This window comes from Desulfobacter vibrioformis DSM 8776, assembly GCF_000745975.1.
GTDB classification, from domain to species: Bacteria; Desulfobacterota; Desulfobacteria; order Desulfobacterales; family Desulfobacteraceae; genus Desulfobacter; species Desulfobacter vibrioformis.
This window is the reverse complement of record NZ_JQKJ01000010.1, coordinates 35,150-53,900: the sequence shown is the minus strand read 5'-3', so window position 1 is coordinate 53,900 and position 18,751 is coordinate 35,150. Positions and strand designations below refer to the sequence as shown.

14 protein-coding genes are annotated in these 18,751 nt (G+C 49.4%); 5 read left to right on the top strand and 9 right to left on the bottom strand.

All coding sequences use genetic code 11. From position 1 onward, the window contains the following. Window positions 1-45 precede the first annotated feature (45 nt). Both Q366_RS07670 and Q366_RS07665 read right to left on the bottom strand, forming a co-directional pair. Window positions 46-2,511: a phosphate acyltransferase gene (locus Q366_RS07670; RefSeq protein ID WP_035237809.1), complete on the bottom strand. Its 2,466-nt coding sequence runs from the start codon at window positions 2,509-2,511 to the stop codon at window positions 46-48. Window positions 2,512-2,702: 191 nt separating this feature from the next. Then, window positions 2,703-4,517 (bottom strand): AMP-binding protein, encoded by a 1,815-nt coding sequence (locus tag Q366_RS07665; protein ID WP_035237807.1) that lies wholly within the window; start codon window positions 4,515-4,517, stop codon window positions 2,703-2,705. Window positions 4,518-4,756: 239 nt separating this feature from the next. Here Q366_RS07665 and Q366_RS07660 point away from each other — a divergent pair, with 239 nt between their 5' ends. The 3 genes from Q366_RS07660 to Q366_RS07650 all read left to right on the top strand — a co-directional run bounded on the left by Q366_RS07660 (window position 4,757) and on the right by Q366_RS07650 (window position 6,944). Further along, a complete protein-coding gene (locus Q366_RS07660) occupies window positions 4,757-5,137 on the top strand; it encodes a hypothetical protein (protein WP_035237805.1) in 381 nt (126 codons plus the stop codon). A gap of 105 nt (window positions 5,138-5,242) precedes the next feature. Further along, window positions 5,243-6,145 carry a sulfite exporter TauE/SafE family protein gene (locus Q366_RS07655; protein WP_035237803.1) on the top strand — a complete coding sequence of 301 codons (903 nt, stop codon included), beginning with the start codon at window positions 5,243-5,245 and terminating at the stop codon, window positions 6,143-6,145. A 19-nt stretch (window positions 6,146-6,164) separates the two neighbouring features. Continuing rightward, window positions 6,165-6,944, top strand: coding sequence for an enoyl-CoA hydratase/isomerase family protein (locus Q366_RS07650; protein WP_035237801.1), 780 nt, complete (start codon window positions 6,165-6,167; stop codon window positions 6,942-6,944). A 107-nt stretch (window positions 6,945-7,051) separates the two neighbouring features. Here Q366_RS07650 and Q366_RS07645 read toward each other — a convergent pair whose 3' ends face one another. From Q366_RS07645 to Q366_RS07630, 4 genes are read right to left on the bottom strand one after another with little or no spacing between them, the layout of a single operon-like run. Beyond that, complete coding sequence (locus Q366_RS07645; RefSeq protein ID WP_035237951.1) at window positions 7,052-8,287, bottom strand: MFS transporter; 1,236 nt, start codon at window positions 8,285-8,287, stop codon at window positions 7,052-7,054. Window positions 8,288-8,310: 23 nt separating this feature from the next. After that, window positions 8,311-10,170 carry an ATP-dependent helicase gene (locus tag Q366_RS07640; protein WP_035237799.1) on the bottom strand — a complete coding sequence of 620 codons (1,860 nt, stop codon included), beginning with the start codon at window positions 10,168-10,170 and terminating at the stop codon, window positions 8,311-8,313. Window positions 10,171-10,179: 9 nt separating this feature from the next. Continuing rightward, window positions 10,180-11,532, bottom strand: a complete 1,353-nt coding sequence (locus Q366_RS07635; RefSeq protein ID WP_035237797.1) for a phosphomannomutase/phosphoglucomutase — start codon at window positions 11,530-11,532, stop codon at window positions 10,180-10,182. Between the two features lie 12 nt (window positions 11,533-11,544). After that, the gene (locus Q366_RS07630; protein ID WP_035237795.1) at window positions 11,545-12,348 is read right to left on the bottom strand and encodes an undecaprenyl-diphosphate phosphatase; all 804 of its coding nucleotides are present in this window, start codon (window positions 12,346-12,348) and stop codon (window positions 11,545-11,547) included. A 250-nt stretch (window positions 12,349-12,598) separates the two neighbouring features. Between Q366_RS07630 and Q366_RS07625 the strand changes: the two genes are divergently transcribed. Beyond that, window positions 12,599-13,756, top strand: a complete 1,158-nt coding sequence (locus Q366_RS07625; protein ID WP_035237793.1) for an OmpA family protein — start codon at window positions 12,599-12,601, stop codon at window positions 13,754-13,756. A 134-nt stretch (window positions 13,757-13,890) separates the two neighbouring features. Here the strand turns inward: Q366_RS07625 and Q366_RS07620 are convergent, their stop codons facing one another. The 3 genes from Q366_RS07620 to Q366_RS20155 form a co-directional block, all read right to left on the bottom strand. Then, on the bottom strand, window positions 13,891-14,334 hold the full coding sequence (locus tag Q366_RS07620; RefSeq protein ID WP_035237792.1) for a TraR/DksA family transcriptional regulator: 444 nt from the start codon (window positions 14,332-14,334) through the stop codon (window positions 13,891-13,893). Window positions 14,335-14,443: 109 nt separating this feature from the next. Beyond that, window positions 14,444-15,670 carry an LL-diaminopimelate aminotransferase gene (locus Q366_RS07615; RefSeq protein WP_035237791.1) on the bottom strand — a complete coding sequence of 409 codons (1,227 nt, stop codon included), beginning with the start codon at window positions 15,668-15,670 and terminating at the stop codon, window positions 14,444-14,446. A gap of 22 nt (window positions 15,671-15,692) precedes the next feature. After that, window positions 15,693-17,870, bottom strand: coding sequence for a methyl-accepting chemotaxis protein (locus Q366_RS20155; RefSeq protein ID WP_051957891.1), 2,178 nt, complete (start codon window positions 17,868-17,870; stop codon window positions 15,693-15,695). A 239-nt stretch (window positions 17,871-18,109) separates the two neighbouring features. On the opposite strand from Q366_RS20155, the gene Q366_RS07605 reads away from it, so the two are divergent. Next, window positions 18,110-18,685, top strand: a complete 576-nt coding sequence (locus Q366_RS07605) for a 1-acyl-sn-glycerol-3-phosphate acyltransferase (protein WP_245619903.1) — start codon at window positions 18,110-18,112, stop codon at window positions 18,683-18,685. Window positions 18,686-18,751: the final 66 nt, after the last annotated feature.

Genomic DNA, 18,751 nt, shown 5'->3' with positions numbered 1-18,751 from the left:
AGCTTACTATAAATTTATTCCCAGAAGTGCCGCAGGCCGATAATTTTAAGACGCCACCCCGTTTTCTTTTTTAATATCAAAGTAAAATTTTATTGCAAGGGACAGTGACGCCAGTTTTGACCGTGTCGAATCCCCCCTTGACGTCAGGATCAGGGGCATATCACCACACAGAATAACCCCGGCAAGGGCTGCCCCTGACTGGGTTGTCAGGGTTTTCCATAAAATATTGCCCGAATCAATGTCCGGCAGGATCAGCACATCGGCATTGCCTTGGATCCGGCCAGTGTAATGCTTTTCTTTGGCAATGGCAGGATCCATGGCCACATCCAAAGACAAGGGGCCTTCCACAATGCAGTCGTCCCTGTCTGCAAAACGGGCAGCAATCCGTTCTGCTTCAATGGAGCTGTCCACGCTGCGGTTTACGTTTTCAACGGCAGAGACCACTGCCACCTTGGGAACCTTGATATTCAGGTTATGTACCACTTTTAATGCATTTTCAAGGATCGCCACACGTTTTTCTTCATCAGGGTAAGTGTTTAACGCACCGTCTGAAAATGCCAGCAATTTGTTTCGGGTGGGGATATCCACAATGGCGGTGTGGCTCATGACCTGGCCTTTTTGAAGCCGGCCGCTGGCTTTCAGGTATTTAAAAAATCCCCTGAGAATATCTTCTGTATGGATGGACCCTTTCATGAGAATATCAACCTTGCCCTCGTCCAAAAGGTTGACAGCTTCTTCTACGGGGTTCTCCGTATCAAAGATGGTGTAGTTGTCATTGTCAATGACAAGGTCGTATTCATAGGCCATCTGGCTGATCTCCTGGAAATCGCCAAGGAGCACGAATTTGGAGATGCGGAACCGGCCTTCTTCATTGGCCCTTTTGGCCGCCTGGATCGCCTCTTCGTTGTTGGCACCCACAATGGCGATGGTTGGGGCATAATTTTCTTCGACCGTCAGGTATGCTGCATCAATAATATCGTCCAAGGTGGTCAACGGCGCGCCTTTTTTCTTGAACCTGATTTCGCGTTTGAATACCGGGGTGTCGATCAATGCGTCTTCATCATGCCTTCTTTTTTCCAGGGCATTCCGTTCGGTTTCGTAGTCCTTGAGTGTTTCAGAGGCATAATACCCCCGGATCTGTCCGGCAGCCAGGGCTTCATGTTCAAAGTAACCGGGCATGGTTACCACGGGGTAACGTCCTGCGATATTCTGTTTGACCCGGTGCATCATGTCCGGATTTTTGGCAAGTCCGCCGGTGATCGCCATCACCCTGACATCTGCCCCGTCCGCGGTCAGCTTGAGCATGCCGCCGGCGATTTTTCTTGCCAGAAAGTTCTGGACCAGTTCTATTTTTTTGCGCTGCACAGGGGTGGCACCCTGGCGCAGGAATCCGATCATGGCGTAAAAATCATTGGTGCCCACAAGTGAGAGCAGTCCGCCCCGGCTGTCCAGAACCTGTTCAAGATCCCGGATGGAGATCTCCTTGGATTTGATGGCTTTGATGACCCGGTCAATGTCTATGGCACCGCTCCTGCTTGTAGACGGCAGGCCGGAATAGGCATCTATGAGCATGGTGACCTGTCCTTGTCTGTGTGCGGCAAGGGAGGTGCCTCCGCCCACATGGGCGGTGACGGCATTCACCTGTTCCGGTGCCTGATTCATCAAAGAGGCCACGATCCGCCACACAGCCTTGTGATTTAAATAATGTGCCCCGGCACCGTTGCGCTTGATTTTTATAAATCCTGTAACCCGGTCCACCAGATCCATTTCGTCGCAGACAAAGGGATCTGTGGTGGTCAAAAGCAGATCCTTTTGATGGCCTGCCATCCGGGCCAGTTCCATGCCCATGGGAATACCCATATTGCTGGCATGGGACCGCAACGGCGCTTCCACAAGGTCTGTGACCATTTCCGGGACCACCCGGTAGGTTCCGGATGGGATGGGTTTGAGAAATCCGCCCTGGCAGGCGATGCCGTCAAAGGAGGCAAGATCAATTCCGGCGCGGTCCAGATGCGCTGCCACAGCCTTGACCCGATGATCTAAGCTGTCTTCCTCATCGGGAAGAACATGGATCTCAAAACTATGCACCTGTTCCAGACCCTGGTATGCGGCAATCCGGGTGGAGGGCGTGCCCGGATTCAGCAACAGAAATTTCATCTCATTCTGCCGGGCTTCTTTGGCCAGGGATGGACCGAGAAGACGTTGTATCACGCAGGATTTGTCCTGGCCTGCACGTTCCATTTCCAGCATCATGGTCAGGGCATCGCCTATAATGGTATTGATACCGGGGGAAGGGGGGGATTTAATCAGGATCTCGATGACGGCTGAAAGATCGCTTTTCATGATCATGGCATCCGAAGTTCCCATGCCTTGTTTTATCTGTTCGGAAAGATCAGCCAGCCATGCTTCACAGGTCACTGTCAAATCCCTTTCAAAGGCGGACATGGAAATATTGATTTTTCCGATTTCACCCACTGCTTCAATTATTTTATTGCGAAGTTTGGCGCTCACTTTTAGGGCTCCCTTTTACATGAAACTAGAAACAAGATACAGGAAACAAGAGGGCGGATCGCCTGGGGCGTACCGTTTTACCCTGCATTGTTGGCGTTTCAGTTTCATTATTTGTTGTGGGCTTGTGGCCCGTGTGCGTTTATTTATCGTCAATCAATTTTCCAAGTCTTTTGTTCGCTCTGGCTGATATGTCAGTCAAGGGGTTCCTCCCCGGCTGCAATGCGGCGCAAAACAGATCTGAACAGTTTTCCTGTGGGGGTCTTTGGCAGCTGATCCGTGATGATGATTTTTTTGGGTACGGCAAAACGCCCGATTTTATCAGCAATATAATCCTTTATCTGGTTAATACATTTTTGTTCATCCTGAATCGGATTACGGGGCACCACGAAGGCCACAATATCCTCCCCGGATGTGTCCTGGGCGCCGATAATAGCAGCTTCTTCAACCAGGGGGTGGGAGGTCAGCATCGTTTCGATCAAGGACGCGCCCAGGCCCTGTCCTTTGACCTTGATGATGTCATCAAGCCGTCCCATGAACCAGAAAAAACCGTCTTTGTCAGACCTGACCCCGTCGTAGGTAAAGAAACAGCCTGGGAATTTTGAAAAATAGGTTTTTTTAAAATGTTCGGCTGTGCCGATGGTGGCTGTTGCCATGGCCGGCCATGACCGGTCAAAAATCAGGTTGCCGCTGATGTTGGTTTTACAGGGTTCTCCAAAATCGCTCATGATCAAGGGCTCCACCCCTAAAGCGCCGAATCCGAGGGCGCCGGGGCGGTTCAGCTCCGGGGTCGGATATGAATTGAGCAGGGCGGTACCGCTTTTGCTCTGCACCCACAGGTTCACCACCCGTTCCGGACCGTTTACCAGTATGCCGTCTGCATATTTGACCAGCCGGGGGGGCAGGGCGTTCCCGCAACAGGCAATTACGGGAAACCGTTTGGCCGTGTTCAGCTGTCCCTCCTGTCCCAGCTGTTCCCTGAGTTCTGAAATCAACGTCGGCCGGCAAAGCAGGGCCGGATTTGGCTGATCATTGAGAATCTCTTCAATGGTATTCACCCGGATTTTTTTATCAATGAGGATAATACCTGTGCCATTGGTCAAAGGTCCCCACAGCCCGTATGCCTGGGTATGCGCTTTGCACATATCCAGCGTGTTGACAATCATCCTGGGTTTGTCCTGAACAAGGGCTTTGTTAAAAATATCATCAAAGGAGGTGTGGGCCTGGACCAGAAATCCGCCTGTTGGAAAAACAGACCCCACATGTTTGCCGGCAAGGCGGTTTTCATAAATAGCAAACAGGGGATGATCTGCCTGGGGGCAAGCCGGCTCAAGTCCGGAAGGATCTGCCTGGCCTACGTATTCTTCAAGCGTTGGGACCCCTTCAAGTTTTTCATCTGAAATGAGAATGGGCAGGTCTTCAAGCAGGGCGCGGACCGTCTGGACATGGCCTTTTTTTTCTTCGTAGGCGTTGCTGTCTGCCATGATTACAAGTTTTGCCCTTGATGCAGTGACATCTTCTGCCACAATGGAAGCGGGCAGATGGCAGCCGATGGGCAGGTAGGTAATGCCAAGATAGGCGGCTGCCAGGGCGCTGATGATAAATTCAGGACAGTTTGGGAGATTTAAGGCAATGCAGTCTCCCGGGACAAGATCGTCCCGGTGAAAAGCCGCTGCAAGGCTGAGTACTCTGTTTTTAAGTTCATTAAACGTCAGGGTGTCCACGTGGCCGGATTTTTGATAAAAGACCAGGGCCGGTGATTCTCCCTTCCCTGTTTCGATTATTCTGTGAAGTGCGTTTTGGGCGGCATTGATCTGTCCGTGACAGAACCAGGATGCCATGGGCCTGGAAAAATCTTCCTTGACCACACAAGAAAAAGCAGTCTGCCATTGCAGCCGCTCTGCCTGGGCAGCCCAGAATTGTTCACGGTGGTCAAGCGTGTGCCTGTGCAGACGGCGAAACGCGTCAAGACGTGCGGGTAATTTTTGGTCAAGGTCAGGATTTTCCATAGTTTTACTCCCTAATTTGGAACATTCAAGGGGTCATTCTTATGTGATTGCAGCCATCATATCATAATTGACAGCGTACCAGTTAGAATAAATACCATTAAAATGGGAGTCAATACAAAACCCGGGAAATGTTTAAAATGAAACATTTTTAAGGACGCACAGATAAGGATTCTGTCTAAAATATCCGGGTGCTTAACATGGGTTGACTTTTTCACGATTTCTTTCTAAAGTCCCGTCATATGAAGCAAAATGCGACAAGATATGATACGAACCGGAAGATTAAGCAGGTTCTTGTCAGTCACAATACAGATCTCAGCGGAATCTCTTTTTCGTTTTCCGGAAAGACAGCCCGGTTTTCCGGTCGGTTTTTAAAAATTTCCGGACAGGAAATGAAATTCGAAGAGGTGGAAACCCTGTGCAGAACCCTGACAGGCCTTGACGGTATCCGGTTTTTTAATTTTGACATGGAGGACTGGGCCATTTCAGCCGGCCCGGGTTCCATGAATATTGTCAAGAAATCCACATCGGTTTCCGTCGTTTCAGACGAGAGAAAAGTCCATCATATCGACACGCCGGAATCTGTTGAAGATGTTCTTAAAGATGAATTTGATGACAACTAAAGAGAAACTTGTCCCGGCCGAACTTCTTGTATAGAATGCAAAACAGCTATTAAAACATGAAAGGCGAAAAACGGCCTGCGGCCATTGATTAAGGATGACGGACTGATGAAAATATGGCCCCTGCTGTTCAAGGCGCCTAAATATCTTGGTTTCTGGATACTGGCGGACACTGCCTATGTTTTTTTTCTGTTCTTTTTTTTAAACGCAATAATCTCATTGAGTTTTTCCAAATTTATTTTTGTCCATTTTTTGGCTATCGGTGTCGGTGCCATGGTGATGTTCACCGGCCTAGGCGCCGGTATTCTCTGGATACCGGTTTTGATCTTCCTGAAAATCAGGCCTTCCGAGGCTGTTGTCATTTCAATATTTACCCAGATAGCCGGCAAAGGCACCGGCTCATTGACCTATTTTTTCAATGGCATGGTCGATGTAAAAACAGCCGCCGCCTTTATTCCCATGGCACTGGTCGGCGTGACCCTGGGATTTATATCCAGTTTCTACATATCCAGGGGATACGAACAACTTCTGCTATACATTTTTGTGCTTATTGCCGCCTATCTTTTGATCCGGACCATCCAGTCCCTAGGAAGCCCGATCCCTGTTATTGAAGCGCCCCCTTTTATCACCCCGCCCATTATCCATGCCCGAAGCTATCCTGTGGTTATTGTGTCTTCTTTTTTCACAGGGCTGTTAAGTATCGGTAATACGGACTGGCTTATCCCTCACATGACGCTTAAGCTCAAAATGCCGACCTCCCGGGCCGTGGCCACCAGTCTGCTTATCATGTTTGTGACCATTCTGTTTTACCTTTTGCTGGCCTGTATCAGTGTCTGGCAAGGATATGCGTCCTGGCCCCATGGAACCCATCTGTTATTTGCAACCTGCAGCGGGGTTATCGTGGGCGGGCAGATCGGCACCCGCCTGATTCGCATTCCCTGGTTTGAAAGATATCAGAAACATACGTTTATTGTATTGCTGGGCGTTTCCATTATTCATTTGCTGTGTTGAAAAATAAGGAGTTACCGTTATGGCATACGAAACCATTATTGCACAAACCCTTGACGGCCATGTGGGCAGTGTGACCCTGAACCGCGCCGGGGCAATGAACACTTTTTCCAGTCAGATGGCAGAAGAGCTGTATGATGCACTTAAAGAATTTGACGCAGCCTCTGATGTCAGGGTCATTCTGATCAAAGGCGCAGGCAGGGCATTTTGCGCAGGTATTGATGTCAATGAGCTCAAAGGCAAGACAACGAATCAATATCGTGAATGGATTGAAACAATGGAAGCCCCTCTATTGCTGATATCCAAATTAAAAACCCCGGTGATTGCCCAGGTCCACGGGGCAGCGGCAGCCAATGGTATGGGCCTTGTGGCGGCATCGGATCTGGCCATTGCCGCTGATAACGTAAAAATGGGGCTGACCGCCATCAACGTGGGATTAAACTGTGTGGGACCGGTGATTCCTGTGGCCCGGTGTGTGGGACAAAAAAAGGCACTTGAACTGCTGCTTTACGGGGATCTGATCAAGGCGGACCAGGCATTGGAGCTGGGGCTTATCAACCGGGTGGTTCCCAGGGAAGATCTGGATGAGGCTGCCCTTGCCTGGGCCCGGGACCTGGCAAAGAAGAGTCCTGTGGCTGTGAAAATCGCCAAATCAGCTTTTTATGCGTCCCGGGATATGCCTTATGAAGCCCAGTTCGCCTATATGAACGAAGCATTTGCCAGATTGTGTGATACCTGTGATGCCAAGGAAGGGGTGGCGGCTTTTTTTGAAAAGCGTCCGCCAATATGGCAGGAGAAATAGGCCTGTACACCATTTTTATAAACCACGGAAGACACGAAAGGCACTGAAAGTTAGCGCGTAAAGCGCTTAATTTGTACTTTTCTGTGTCCTTCCATGCTTTCCGTGGTTCAGCGGCGGCACAGGACAGGAAACACAAGAACGCCTGCCGCCATGACAAGGCTTCCGCAGGGGAACGCATAGGAGAGGCTGAAAAAGTCCATGGTCAGGCCAGCCATGACCGAACCTGTGAACATGCCAAGGGAGTGGGCAGCAGTCAAAATAGCCATTACGGATCCCAGGGCCTGCCTCTGTTCACCCTTAACCACGGCAAGGGCTGTCAGGGCCGGCATGGAAATACCCCCGCCCAGCCCGAAGATACAGACGCCTGTAAACAGATCCATAAATGAAGTGGCCCAGAACGGGTATAAAATACCTGCGGCAGACAACACGCCGCCGACAACCACCATGATCCTCCTGTTCCACCGGTCCGCAGCATAGCCCATAGGCACCTGCAAGGCACCGGAGACAAACACGCCGGCGCTCACAAGCAATCCGATTTTTCCGCCGGTCAGATGAAAGGTCTTGTCGGCATACAGGGGCATGAAACACCAGACAATGCCGATGCAGGCTGTGTAGGCATACCTGAAAACCACCAGACCGGCCAGTTCCCGGTCCCGGATCACCACGGCCAGGGAGGCTGGTGATCGTTTATTCATTCGAATCTGTTCCTGGGACAAAGGCGGCAGACAGATAAGACAAAGGGCCGCGCCCAGGGCAGACAAGATGGTCATGCAGTAGAATGCCGCATTCAAAGACCAGGTCTGCTGGACCACACCCCCCATCACCGGCCCCAAAGAGAGACTTAAAAACATGGACAGGTTGAACAGCCCCATGGCGTATCCTTCGGTGCCTTCATGACAGATTTCTCCCACATAGGCCTGGACCACGGGCATGATCATGGCAGAGCCTGCGCCCTGGATAAAACGGATGGCAATAAGCCCTTCCACATTGGATGCCCATACAAAGGCAATGGCCACCAGCATGTAAGTCGCAAGGCCAGCCAGAATAAAGGGTTTGCGCCCCTTTTTGTCTGACAGACTGCCAAACCAGGGCAGAAAAAACGCCCGGGAAATGGAAAAGGCCCCGAAAATCATGGCCACGTAAATACCTGTTGCACCAAGATCATGGGCATAGATCGGCAGCAAAGGCACCACAATGCCCACCCCGGTAACTGTAATAAAAATAATAAAAAAAAGGGTGAGAAATATCTTTTTGTGGTCCGAAGGGATGGCCCGGGAGCCACGGTGCATGATCCGGGCAGCGGCCTGGGATACGGGTTCTCGTATGCCGAAAAAAAAATCCATATTCAAAAATCAGCGCCTGGGCGCTAGTCCAGACATTCCCTGACCTGATCAATGAACCGGCTGGGGGTGGCAAAATCGCCTTTGCGGTAATTGGCGTAACTTAGATATAAAAACCGCTCGGCCCGGGTCATGGCAACATACATGAGCCTGCGTTCCTCGAACAGGGCCGCATCTCCCTCGTCAATGGAACGCCAGTGGGGAAACAGCCCCTCTTCGCACCCGGCGATGAATACCACGTCAAACTCCAGCCCCTTGGCCGAATGAATGGTGAGCAGACCCACCCCGTTTTCATCCTGGTCATCCTCGTCTTTATCCTCCCGGATCAGGGCCGCCTCTTCCAGATATTCCAGCATGGTATCCTTGGCCCGGGCCGTATGGATCAACTGTTCGATATTCTCTTTTTTGGAAATAAATTCCCCGTCGGTTTTTGTCTTATTTTTCAGGTGGTCATAATACCCGGCGCGGTCAATGACGGTTTCCATGGCCATGGCCGGGGCCATGTCATGGATGGTATCCAGAATATCCAGGGCCTCGGACATATTTTCATGGATTTTTTTGGTCAACAGCCGGTCCTGGACCATAATCCGGGCCGCACCCTGGAGCGAGCCGCCCCGGGAGCGCAGGCCAGCTATTTTTTTAATCATGGACGGCCCGATCCCACGCTTGGGCGTATTGACAATCCGCTCAAAGGAGAGATCATCATTGGGGAAAAACGAGGCGCTTAAATAGGAGTTGATATCCAGTACTTCCATACGTTCAAAAAAGCCCTGGGAGCCCATGAGACGATAAGGAATGCGGAAGGCCCTGAAGGTCTTTTCAAAGGGCAGGGAACAGAATTTGGTCCGGTAGACCACAGCCATTCTGTCAAAGGGAATACCCTGTCCCTGTTTGTTCAGACCCATGATACGCCTGGCAACCCACTCGGCCTCATGGGCATCGGACATAAAATCATAGATCTCCACCACCCCGCCTTTTTTCTGGGAAAAACAGCGTTTCTCCATTTTGTCGGGGTTGTAATCAATGAGATCATTGGCTGCCTGGACAATCTCGTCGGCTGACCTGTAATTTTCCTCCAGCCTGAAAATTTTTGCATCTTTATATTTTTGTGCAAACCGTAAAAAGTGGCTCACGTTTGAACCGCGGAATCCATATACAGCCTGCCAGTCATCTCCGACGCAGAACAGGTTGCGGTGCCCCCCTAACAGAAGTGAAGTCAGCTCCTCCTGCAGATTGTTGGTGTCCTGGTACTCATCCACCAGGATATGGGAAAACAGATCCTGGTAAAACTGGCGCACATCGGCATTGTCCCGGAGCAGGTCCCGGGTCTTGAGCAGGATATTGTCAAAATCAACGCAGTTCATTTCCGCCAGGCGTTCTTCAAACTGGACAAAAATATCGGCCATCCGAATGTTGAGAAATCCTGGTTTGCGGTCAAAATATTTGGCAGGATCACCGTCGTTCTTGGCCCGGGAAATGGATGAAAGAATCCGGTTTGCGTATTTTTTGTCAATATTGTTTTTTACACACAGCTCCTTGATCAGCTTGTCCTGCTGGTACACGGTGAACACCTGTAAAGGCGGGGTGTACCCCATGATCTGACAATGCCGTTTCAAGATCATCAGACAGGCGGAGTGATAGGTTCTCACCCATTCAAAGCGCATCTGGGAAAGACCGGTCATCTCCATAAGCCGGGTTTTCATTTCCTGGGCCGCTTTATTGGTGAAGGTGATGGCCAGAATGCGCTCCGGGGCATGGCCCGTGGCAATGAGGTGGGAAAATTTAGCGGTCAGGGTTCTTGTTTTACCGGAACCGGCTCCCGCAACCACTAGGGCCGGGGAGCCGGTATGATGAACAGCGTCCTGCTGGGGCTGGGATAATTGCATAAAAATTAATTACATATCCTCAATGATTCTTTTCAAATCTGTTTCAATTTCGGTTTTAATTTCTTCCAGGCGGGATTCGGTCAGGGCCTCAAAGCGAAGCACCAGGGCCGGCTGGGTATTGGAGGCCCGCACAAGGCCCCAGCCGTCTTCATAGATGGCCCGCAATCCGTCAATGTCAATGACCTTTTGCCGGGATTTATATAATGCCACTATCTTTTCCACAACCTGGAACTTGACCGCATCCGGGCAGTCAACCCGGATCTCCGGTGTGGTAAAGGTTTTGGGCAGGTCTTTGATCAATTCGTCCACACCAAGGCCGGTGCTGTCCATGATCTCCAGAAGCCGGCAGGATGCATACAGGGCGTCGTCAAATCCGTAGTAACGATCCTTGAAAAACATGTGCCCGCTCATTTCCCCTGCCAGGGCCGCATCCTCTTCCTTCATTTTCTTCTTGATCAGGGAGTGGCCTGTCCGCCACATGATGGGGTTGCCGCCCATCTTTGCGATCTGATCATACATGACCATGGAACACTTGACTTCGGAGATAAAGGTGGCACCGGGATGGCGGGACAGAATTTCCTGGGCATAAATCACCATGAGCTGGTCCCCGTAAATGATGTTTCCGAACCTGTCCACCACACCGATGCGGTCGGCATCCCCGTCATAGCCGATGCCAAGGTCCAGATTCTTTTTTTTCACCAGGGCAATGAGGTCTGTCATATTTTTTTTCTGGGTGGGATCTGCCTCATGGTTGGGAAAGGTGCCGTCCGGATCGCAGTAAATTTCATGGACCTCGCAGCCCAGTCCCCGCAACACCGGTAACGCAGTAATGCCGCCGGTGCCGTTGCCCGCATCAATGCCGACCCGGATTATATTTTTCAGCGTGATGTTTTCCTGAATCATGGCCATATATGGAGAAATCACATCTGCCTGGGTCAATGTGCCCTGGCCCCGGGTATAGGCCTGGGTTTCGATGATCTTGCGGATATCCTGCAATCCGTGGCTGTGGATGGAATCCAGCCCGCTCATCAGCTTGAACCCATTGTATTCCGGAGGATTATGGCTGGCCGTAATCATTGCCCCGCCGTCAAGGCAAAGATGGTGAATGGAAAAATAGAGAACCGGCGTGGGGCATACACCGATATCCACCACATCGCATCCTGCGGACAACGCCCCGTTGATAAATGCCTTTGAATAGGCTTCAGAAGTGATGCGGCAGTCCCGGCCAACAGATACTTTTTTGCGGCCCTGTCCCATGAGCATTGATCCATATGCCTTTCCTACGGCATTGGCGTCCTGTTCGGAAATCTCTTCTCCTGCAATGCCGCGGATGTCATATTCTCTGAATATTCCAGGATGCATAGTTTTATCTCCTTATATAAAATTTGAAAAAAGCGCTAGAATTCCGGCCAGCCAGCAATAGGGTGCAAACAGATGAAACTTTCCGGTATTCACCAGTTTTAATAGGAGTTTTAATGCTGCCAGCCCAACGATGAATGAAGCGATTGTACCACAAATGGTGGCAGGGTCAATGTGTCCCTGGGATTCTATCATATCTTTTAAGCTGATTACCTGGGCACCGAGAATGGCAGGGATGGATAAAAGAAATGAGAACCGGGCCGCTGTTTTTCTGTCCAGGCCAGTGAAAAGTCCGGTGGCAATGGTGGAACCGGACCGGGAAATGCCGGGAATAACGGCAAGGCCCTGGACAATGCCGATGATCACAGCCCTTGAAATGGTTAAATGTTCACCTTGTTCAACCCTGTAGTAACGCCTTGACACCCACAGCAGACACCCTGTTAGCAGAAGCATGGCACCCACCAGCAAAGAGGAGGTAAACAAAATGTCCTCAAACTGTTTCAATGCGAATCCAATAATTGCCGTGGGCACTGAACCGATGATAATGGCGGCAGCCAGGGCCAGATTCGTTTCGTGCCCGGAAGGGTCCCGGGTTCCTGCATAGTACACCAGGCTTTTTAAAATCCCCTGGATATCTTTAAAATATACAATAAAAACCGCACCCAGGGTGCCCATATGTACGGACGCGTCAAAAACAAGGCCGTATTCAGTAATGTTGAAATAGATCTGGCCCAGGACCAGATGGCCGGAACTGCTTACCGGCAGGAACTCTGTAAGCCCCTGAAGAATACCCAGAATTATACCTTGATAGATCTCCATATTATTACTCCGACTTGGGTGTTGTCGTAAAAGTTAGAAAATTATGGCCCAAACTTGGGACGTATATAATTATTTGCCTCAAATTGCAAGGCACTGCAATGCGGCCCCCATTCATCAAAAAAAGAACAGTTGATTTCATTTATTTTTTTTTGTAAAATATCTGAAATTATTTGTATCAGATAATGCAATAGTCCTAACAAGAATAGTACGAACAAGAATTTAATTCTAAATTCTTCAAAAAGGAGATCCGATGAACAAGAAACGTTTAGTGCAAACCCTTTTGACCATTGCTGCCTTCCTCTTCCTGTTTGGTTGCGCGGCTAAGGAACCTGCAGGGCTTCCCTCATTTTCCGCCAAACAGTTTGATGCGTCCATGTATCAGTCCAAAGTAGATAACTTTGTTATTATTCTGGATGCATCCAGCTCCATGGATGACGACTATATGGGCAACCCCAAATTCATGGTTGGCAAAGCTATTGCAGAACGCATGAACATGACCATTCCTGAGCTTGGACAGACTGCTGGTTTGAGAAGTTTTGGGCATGCAGAGTGCATTTCTAAAAACGAAACCGAACTGTTTTACGGCATGGAAGGGTACAACTCGGCTGCCCTGGCTGAAAAACTCGGTGAGATTTCAAAAGCTGGCGGCTACAGCGCCATTGGTTCCGCCATTGCGGCCATGGGTACTGACCTTGAAAGCCTTTCCGGAAAAACCGCCGTTATTATCATTTCCGACGGTCTGGACATGAAAGCCGGCGCTGTGCAGGCGACCGCCGTTAAAGAACAGTATGGCGATGCCATCTGCTTCTACCCTATCCAGGTAGGCGATGCCAAAGAAGGTACCGAATTCCTTTCTGAGATTGCAAGCATTGGCGGCTGTGCAAGCCTGATGAACGCCAAGGATCTGCTGGGCAACGATGCAATGGCCGCTTTTGTTGAAAATGTCTTCCTGGAAAGAGCTGTCGTTCCTGCTGCCCCTCCTGCTGCCCCCATGGACAGCGATGGTGACGGCGTACTTGATCCCGATGACCAGTGTCCCGGAACGCCCGCAGGCGCTAAAGTAAATGCCGTTGGCTGCTGGGTTCTTGACAACGTATTATTTGATTTTGATAAAGACGTGATCAAACCCGAAGCGTTTGCACAGCTTGATGCCATTTATGAAATTCTGGAGAAAAATCCTGCAATGAGCATTGAACTCCAGGGCCACACCGATAATATCGGTTCTAAGAAATACAATATGGACCTGTCCCAAAGGCGCGCTAACTCTGTAGCCAATTATCTGACAAACAAAGGTATTGCCCGCAACCGTCTGGCCACCACAGGCTTTGGTTTTGATAAACCGGTTGCCCTGAACAGTACAGACTTTGGCCGCTCCCTGAACAGAAGGGTTGAAATCCATCCCTACTAGATAAGGTTCAGCGTTAAACGCACAATATTTTAAGTAAATAAAAACCCCTGGCAAACATTTGTTTGCCAGGGGTTTTTTTATGGGGTTGTTAAGTTTTAAAGTGTTAGGGAAATGGAAATTCCGATACTTTAAATTTAAGAGTATAACGTTCGTCTCAATACGAACATACTTCCCTGAGCTGTTTCAAATTCTTCCAGGGCTTTGATGGACATGGTGGCAAAAGGAATTGCTTCCAGCCGCCGCAACCCGATTTCATCCCCGGTCAGTTCACAGTATCCGAAACTGCCGTCGTCAATACGCGCTAACGCATGATCCACCTGTACGATCATATCTGAATGGCGTTCAAAACTTTTTACCTCAAGCTCCAGATCAATATATGCGTTGCTCCGGTCAAGGATATCGGCCTGGGCTCCTTCAAGGGTTTTAATTTTTTTTATGGATTGGGCAATTCTGTTGCTCAGATCATCCTTTCGCTGCATCAGTTTGCTCTTAAAATAAGTGAGCTGTCCTTCACTCATATAGGGCTCGTTGTCCAAGGGACAATACCTGTCCGACGATAACTGCAAAGCCTGTGCCATTTTCTGTATTTGCCTCCATGAAAAAGAATTTTGGAAAGATACAAGAAAATGTTTAACAGGCAAGGGTTAAAAAGTAATTATAATGCTGTTAGATTCCTGTGAAAAAATCCTATTTTAAAACATCTTTCACTCGCGCCATGGCCTTGGCTACATTTTCAGGGCTGTTAAACGCAGAAATTCTTATATACTGCGCCCCACACCGGCCAAAGCCCTGGCCCGGGGTACAGACCACACCCGCTTTATCCAGCAGCAGATCAAAAAATTCCCAGGAATCCCGGCCATTGCCGTCAATCCAGATGTATGGGGCATTTTTACCCCCCACATGGTCAAATCCAAGGTCTGTCATGGTCTGGCAGACCACCTGGGCATTGGCCAGGTAATAGTCAATGTTTGCCTTGATCTGGGCCTGGCCCCCGGGGCTGTAAACCGCCTCGGCAGCCTTTTGCACCGGATAGGAAACGCCGTTGAATTTGGTGGACTGCCGACGATTCCACATGTTATGCAAAGAGACCTTTGATCCGCTGGCCGTATAGATCATGCAAGATTTCGGCACCACGGTAAATCCGCAGCGGGTGCCTGTAAAACCGGCTGTCTTGGAAAAGCTTCTGAATTCCACGGCCACCTCTTTGGCCCCGGGGATTTCATAAATGCTTCTGGGAAGATCCGTATCCCGGATAAAGGCTTCATAGGCCGCGTCAAACAGGATCAGGGCTTTGTTGTCCCGGGCATAATTCACCCAGGCAGCAAGCTGGTCCCGGGTGGCAGTGGATCCGGTGGGGTTGTTGGGGAAACAAAGATAGATCAGGTCCACGGGCGCGTCGGGCAGATCCGGCATAAACCCATTTTCTTTCAGGCAATCCATGTAAACAATGCCCTGGTACCGCCCGTCCTTGAACTCACCGGTTCTTCCGGCCATGACATTGGTATCCAGATACACCGGATAAACCGGATCCGGAATGGCAATGGTAATATTATTGGAGAATAATTCCTGGAAATTGCCGGTGTCGCATTTGGCCCCGTCGGACACAAAAATTTCATCCGCTTCAATATCCGCACCCCTGGACTGGAAATCTCCGGCTGCAATGGCTTGCCTCAAAAACAGATATCCCTGTTCAGGGCCATACCCTCTGAATGTGGCATCAGCGGACATTTCATCCACACCCTTTTGAAACCCCTGAACAACCGCAGGGGGCAGCGGCAGGGTAACATCGCCGATGCCCAGGCGAATCACCTCCTTGTCAGGATTGCTGTCCTGGTAAAGCTGAACCCGTTTGGCGATATCTGCAAATAAATATGAAGCATTCAGTTTGTTGTAGTTTTCATTGGCTGTAATCACGCGTAAATTCCTTATTTCGTTATTATACTTTAAACTTGGACATCATTTGAAAAAGCGTTTCCGCCAAGCCCGACAGGCCGGCTGATTTATCTTTTACCTGCCGGCTGGCATCCACAATCTGAGAGGCTGCAGTGGTGACTTTTGCCGCATCACCGGACACACCTTTTGCCATGACAGATCCTTGGGCAATGTTTTCATTTACCTCTGAAATGCCGAGATACGCCTGGGAAATATTCTGGGTAATCTCATTGGTGGTGGCGGACTGCTCTTCAACCGCCGCAGCAATGGTTGAAACAATCTCATTGATATCTCCCACCACTTTTGTGATGGAGACGATCTCTGCCGTAGTGCCTTCGGTGGAATTCTGGATTCCTGCCACGCGCTCTTTAATCCGGCTGGAGGCACTGGCTGTCTGGTTTGCCAGGTCCTTGATCTCATTGGCAACAACCGCAAAACCCTTACCGGCCTCACCGGCTCTGGCCGCCTCAATGGTGGCGTTCAGGGCCAGCAGGTTGACCTGGGAAGAGATATCTGTAATGGTCTCCACCACGGTAAAAATTTCTTTGGCTGCTGTGCCCAGCTCTTCCACCTGGGCGCTGGCATGCTCTGCCTGCCCAACGGCCTCGGTTGTAATATTACGGGCTTTTTCTGCATTATGGGCGATCTCTGAAATCGTTGAGCTCATCTCCTCGGATGCAGCCGAAACCATGTTGATATTGCTGGCGGCCTGTTCCATGGCAGCAGACATGGAATCCATATTCAGACTCATCTTTTCCGATGCCGATGTCACTGAATCTGCACGGCCCGAGGTCTCTTCGGCCGCTGAATTCAGCTGGTCGGAAATGCCGGCCAGCTCTGAGGACGCATCCGTAAGATCATTGGTATTACCCTTTATTTTCGCGATCATGGTCTGGATATTTTCAATGAACCGGTTAAATCCCTCGGCCAGCTCCTGGGTCTCGTCACCGGAGTTATCAATAATACGTTTGGTCAGATCGCCTTGCCCGGAAGCAATATCTTTAAGCATATTGATCATGTTGCGCAACGGTGCCACAATTCCTTTGGCCACAACAAAATAGGAGAGTACCACCGACAGCACCATAATTCCCAGGACAATGGACAATATTTTCATGGTTGCCGCCTTTACGGTGGATCCTATTTCTTCCTGCTCATTGGCAATAGCCGTTTCAATATCATCGGTATAGGAGCCTGTGGCGATGTACCAGTTCCATTCAGATAATTTTCTTACAAAGGAAATTTTCCTGAAATCCTCACTGGAACCCGGCTTGTTAAAATAATATTCCAAGAAATCCCCTTCGGGGCTGGCATCGGCCTTTTTAATCAGCTCCCGGGTAATATAAAGCCCTTTGCTGTCCTTTAAATCCCATTCATTCGTGCCCACAGCTTCGGGCCGGTTGGGCATGAGAACACAATCTCCCTTGGAATCGTAAATAAAAAAATAGCCAAGGCCGTCTTCTCCATACCGGATGGATCCGATGTTTCTGAGCGCATCCTGCTGGGCCGCTGTTTCAGTGCATTCAAGGTATACGCCGGCACCGATGACCCAGTTCCAGGGCGCAAACAGTTTGACATAAGAGATTTTATCCTGGGGTTTGTCAAAGCCGGGTTTTGGCCATTTATAATCCACAAATCCATCGCCGTCTTTTTTTACAAGACGCTCCATTTCAACAAAGAGCGGTACGCCATCGGGATCTTTTATATTTCCATAGGATTTACCGTTCAACTGCTTTTGCAGGGGATGATGAACAATGTGTCCGCTCATGTCCTGGATCCAGAAATAGTTTTTGCCGTCAATCCCCCAGCGCATTTTGTCCATCACTTTGATGGCATCTGCCTGGCGTTCTTCCAGGGGCCTTGGATCATCGGGCATATTGTTGGCTTCAAACACGGCCATCGCCTGATTGACCACCGACTTGACATTGTCGCCATGGGTCTTTCGAATGGCATTTTTATCCCTTGCCGCATCAAGGCGGGCTTTGGCAATGGTATACGCAGAGGAGACCAGATCCTTGACGTGCTCCTTTTTAATCTTCTCCATATCCGTGCTGTATTTCCCGATGGCAAACCGGCCTTCATCCTTTAAGGCGGATACGGAGAAAATTAAAGAAGCCCCGCCCACAAGCACCATGGCAGAAATGATAAGAAGATTTACTTTTGACCCGATTTTAAGCTTTATCATGTTCTCCTCCGCACAGAATTTTTATGGAAAAAGAATAACCCGTGTTCATGAATTATCTGCGCTACGCCCCCAGGGTAAACGCATTAAAGTTTCGGGTGTAATGAATTTAATTGGTTACAAAACGTTATTTTTACTTTAATTTTTTTTCAAAAAAAATAGCATGGGTTAATTTTAATGTAAATGAAAACATGGTATAGACAGGACTATGGAAGAAATTCAAAAAATAAATAAAGAGGGGTATGGTGGATATTAATCCGTTCCCTTTTTTGTTCAGTGCGCTTGGCAAATTTATTTATGCACGGATGGGCTGGACTTACGATCCGTTGCCGGTCTATTGGGAACCCAGATGCGTGGTCATTGGTTTTCCCCACACAACCAACATGGACACAGTCCGCGCCCTGACCTATATCAAGCTTGCCAGGATTAATGCAAAACTGCTGATCAAGTCCAAGTGGTTCTTTTTTCCCATGTCACTTTTTTTAAAAAGTCTCGGGGGACTTCCGGTACAGCGTGACAAGTCCTGTGGATTTGTGGACAGCGTAATTAAAAAATTTGAAGAAAATAAGAATCTGGTGGTGGCACTGGTGCCCGAAGGCACCCGCAAGTCCGTACCCACAATCAAAACCGGATTCTGGTACATTGCCAAAGGCGCGGATGTTCCCATTATCTGCTGGTATCTGGACAATCAGAGGCAAAGAACCAGATGGCTGGGCAAAATACATCCCGGGGAAAGCCTGGAACAGGACCTGGATGAAATACATGCAATTTATCAACGTGCCGGATTTTCAATCCCCACAAAATTCAGGAACATTTAATCCCCCCCTTTGTCTCTGTCTTTATATAATGTTTTGTCCCACGGCAAATTTTTTGCATATTTATAT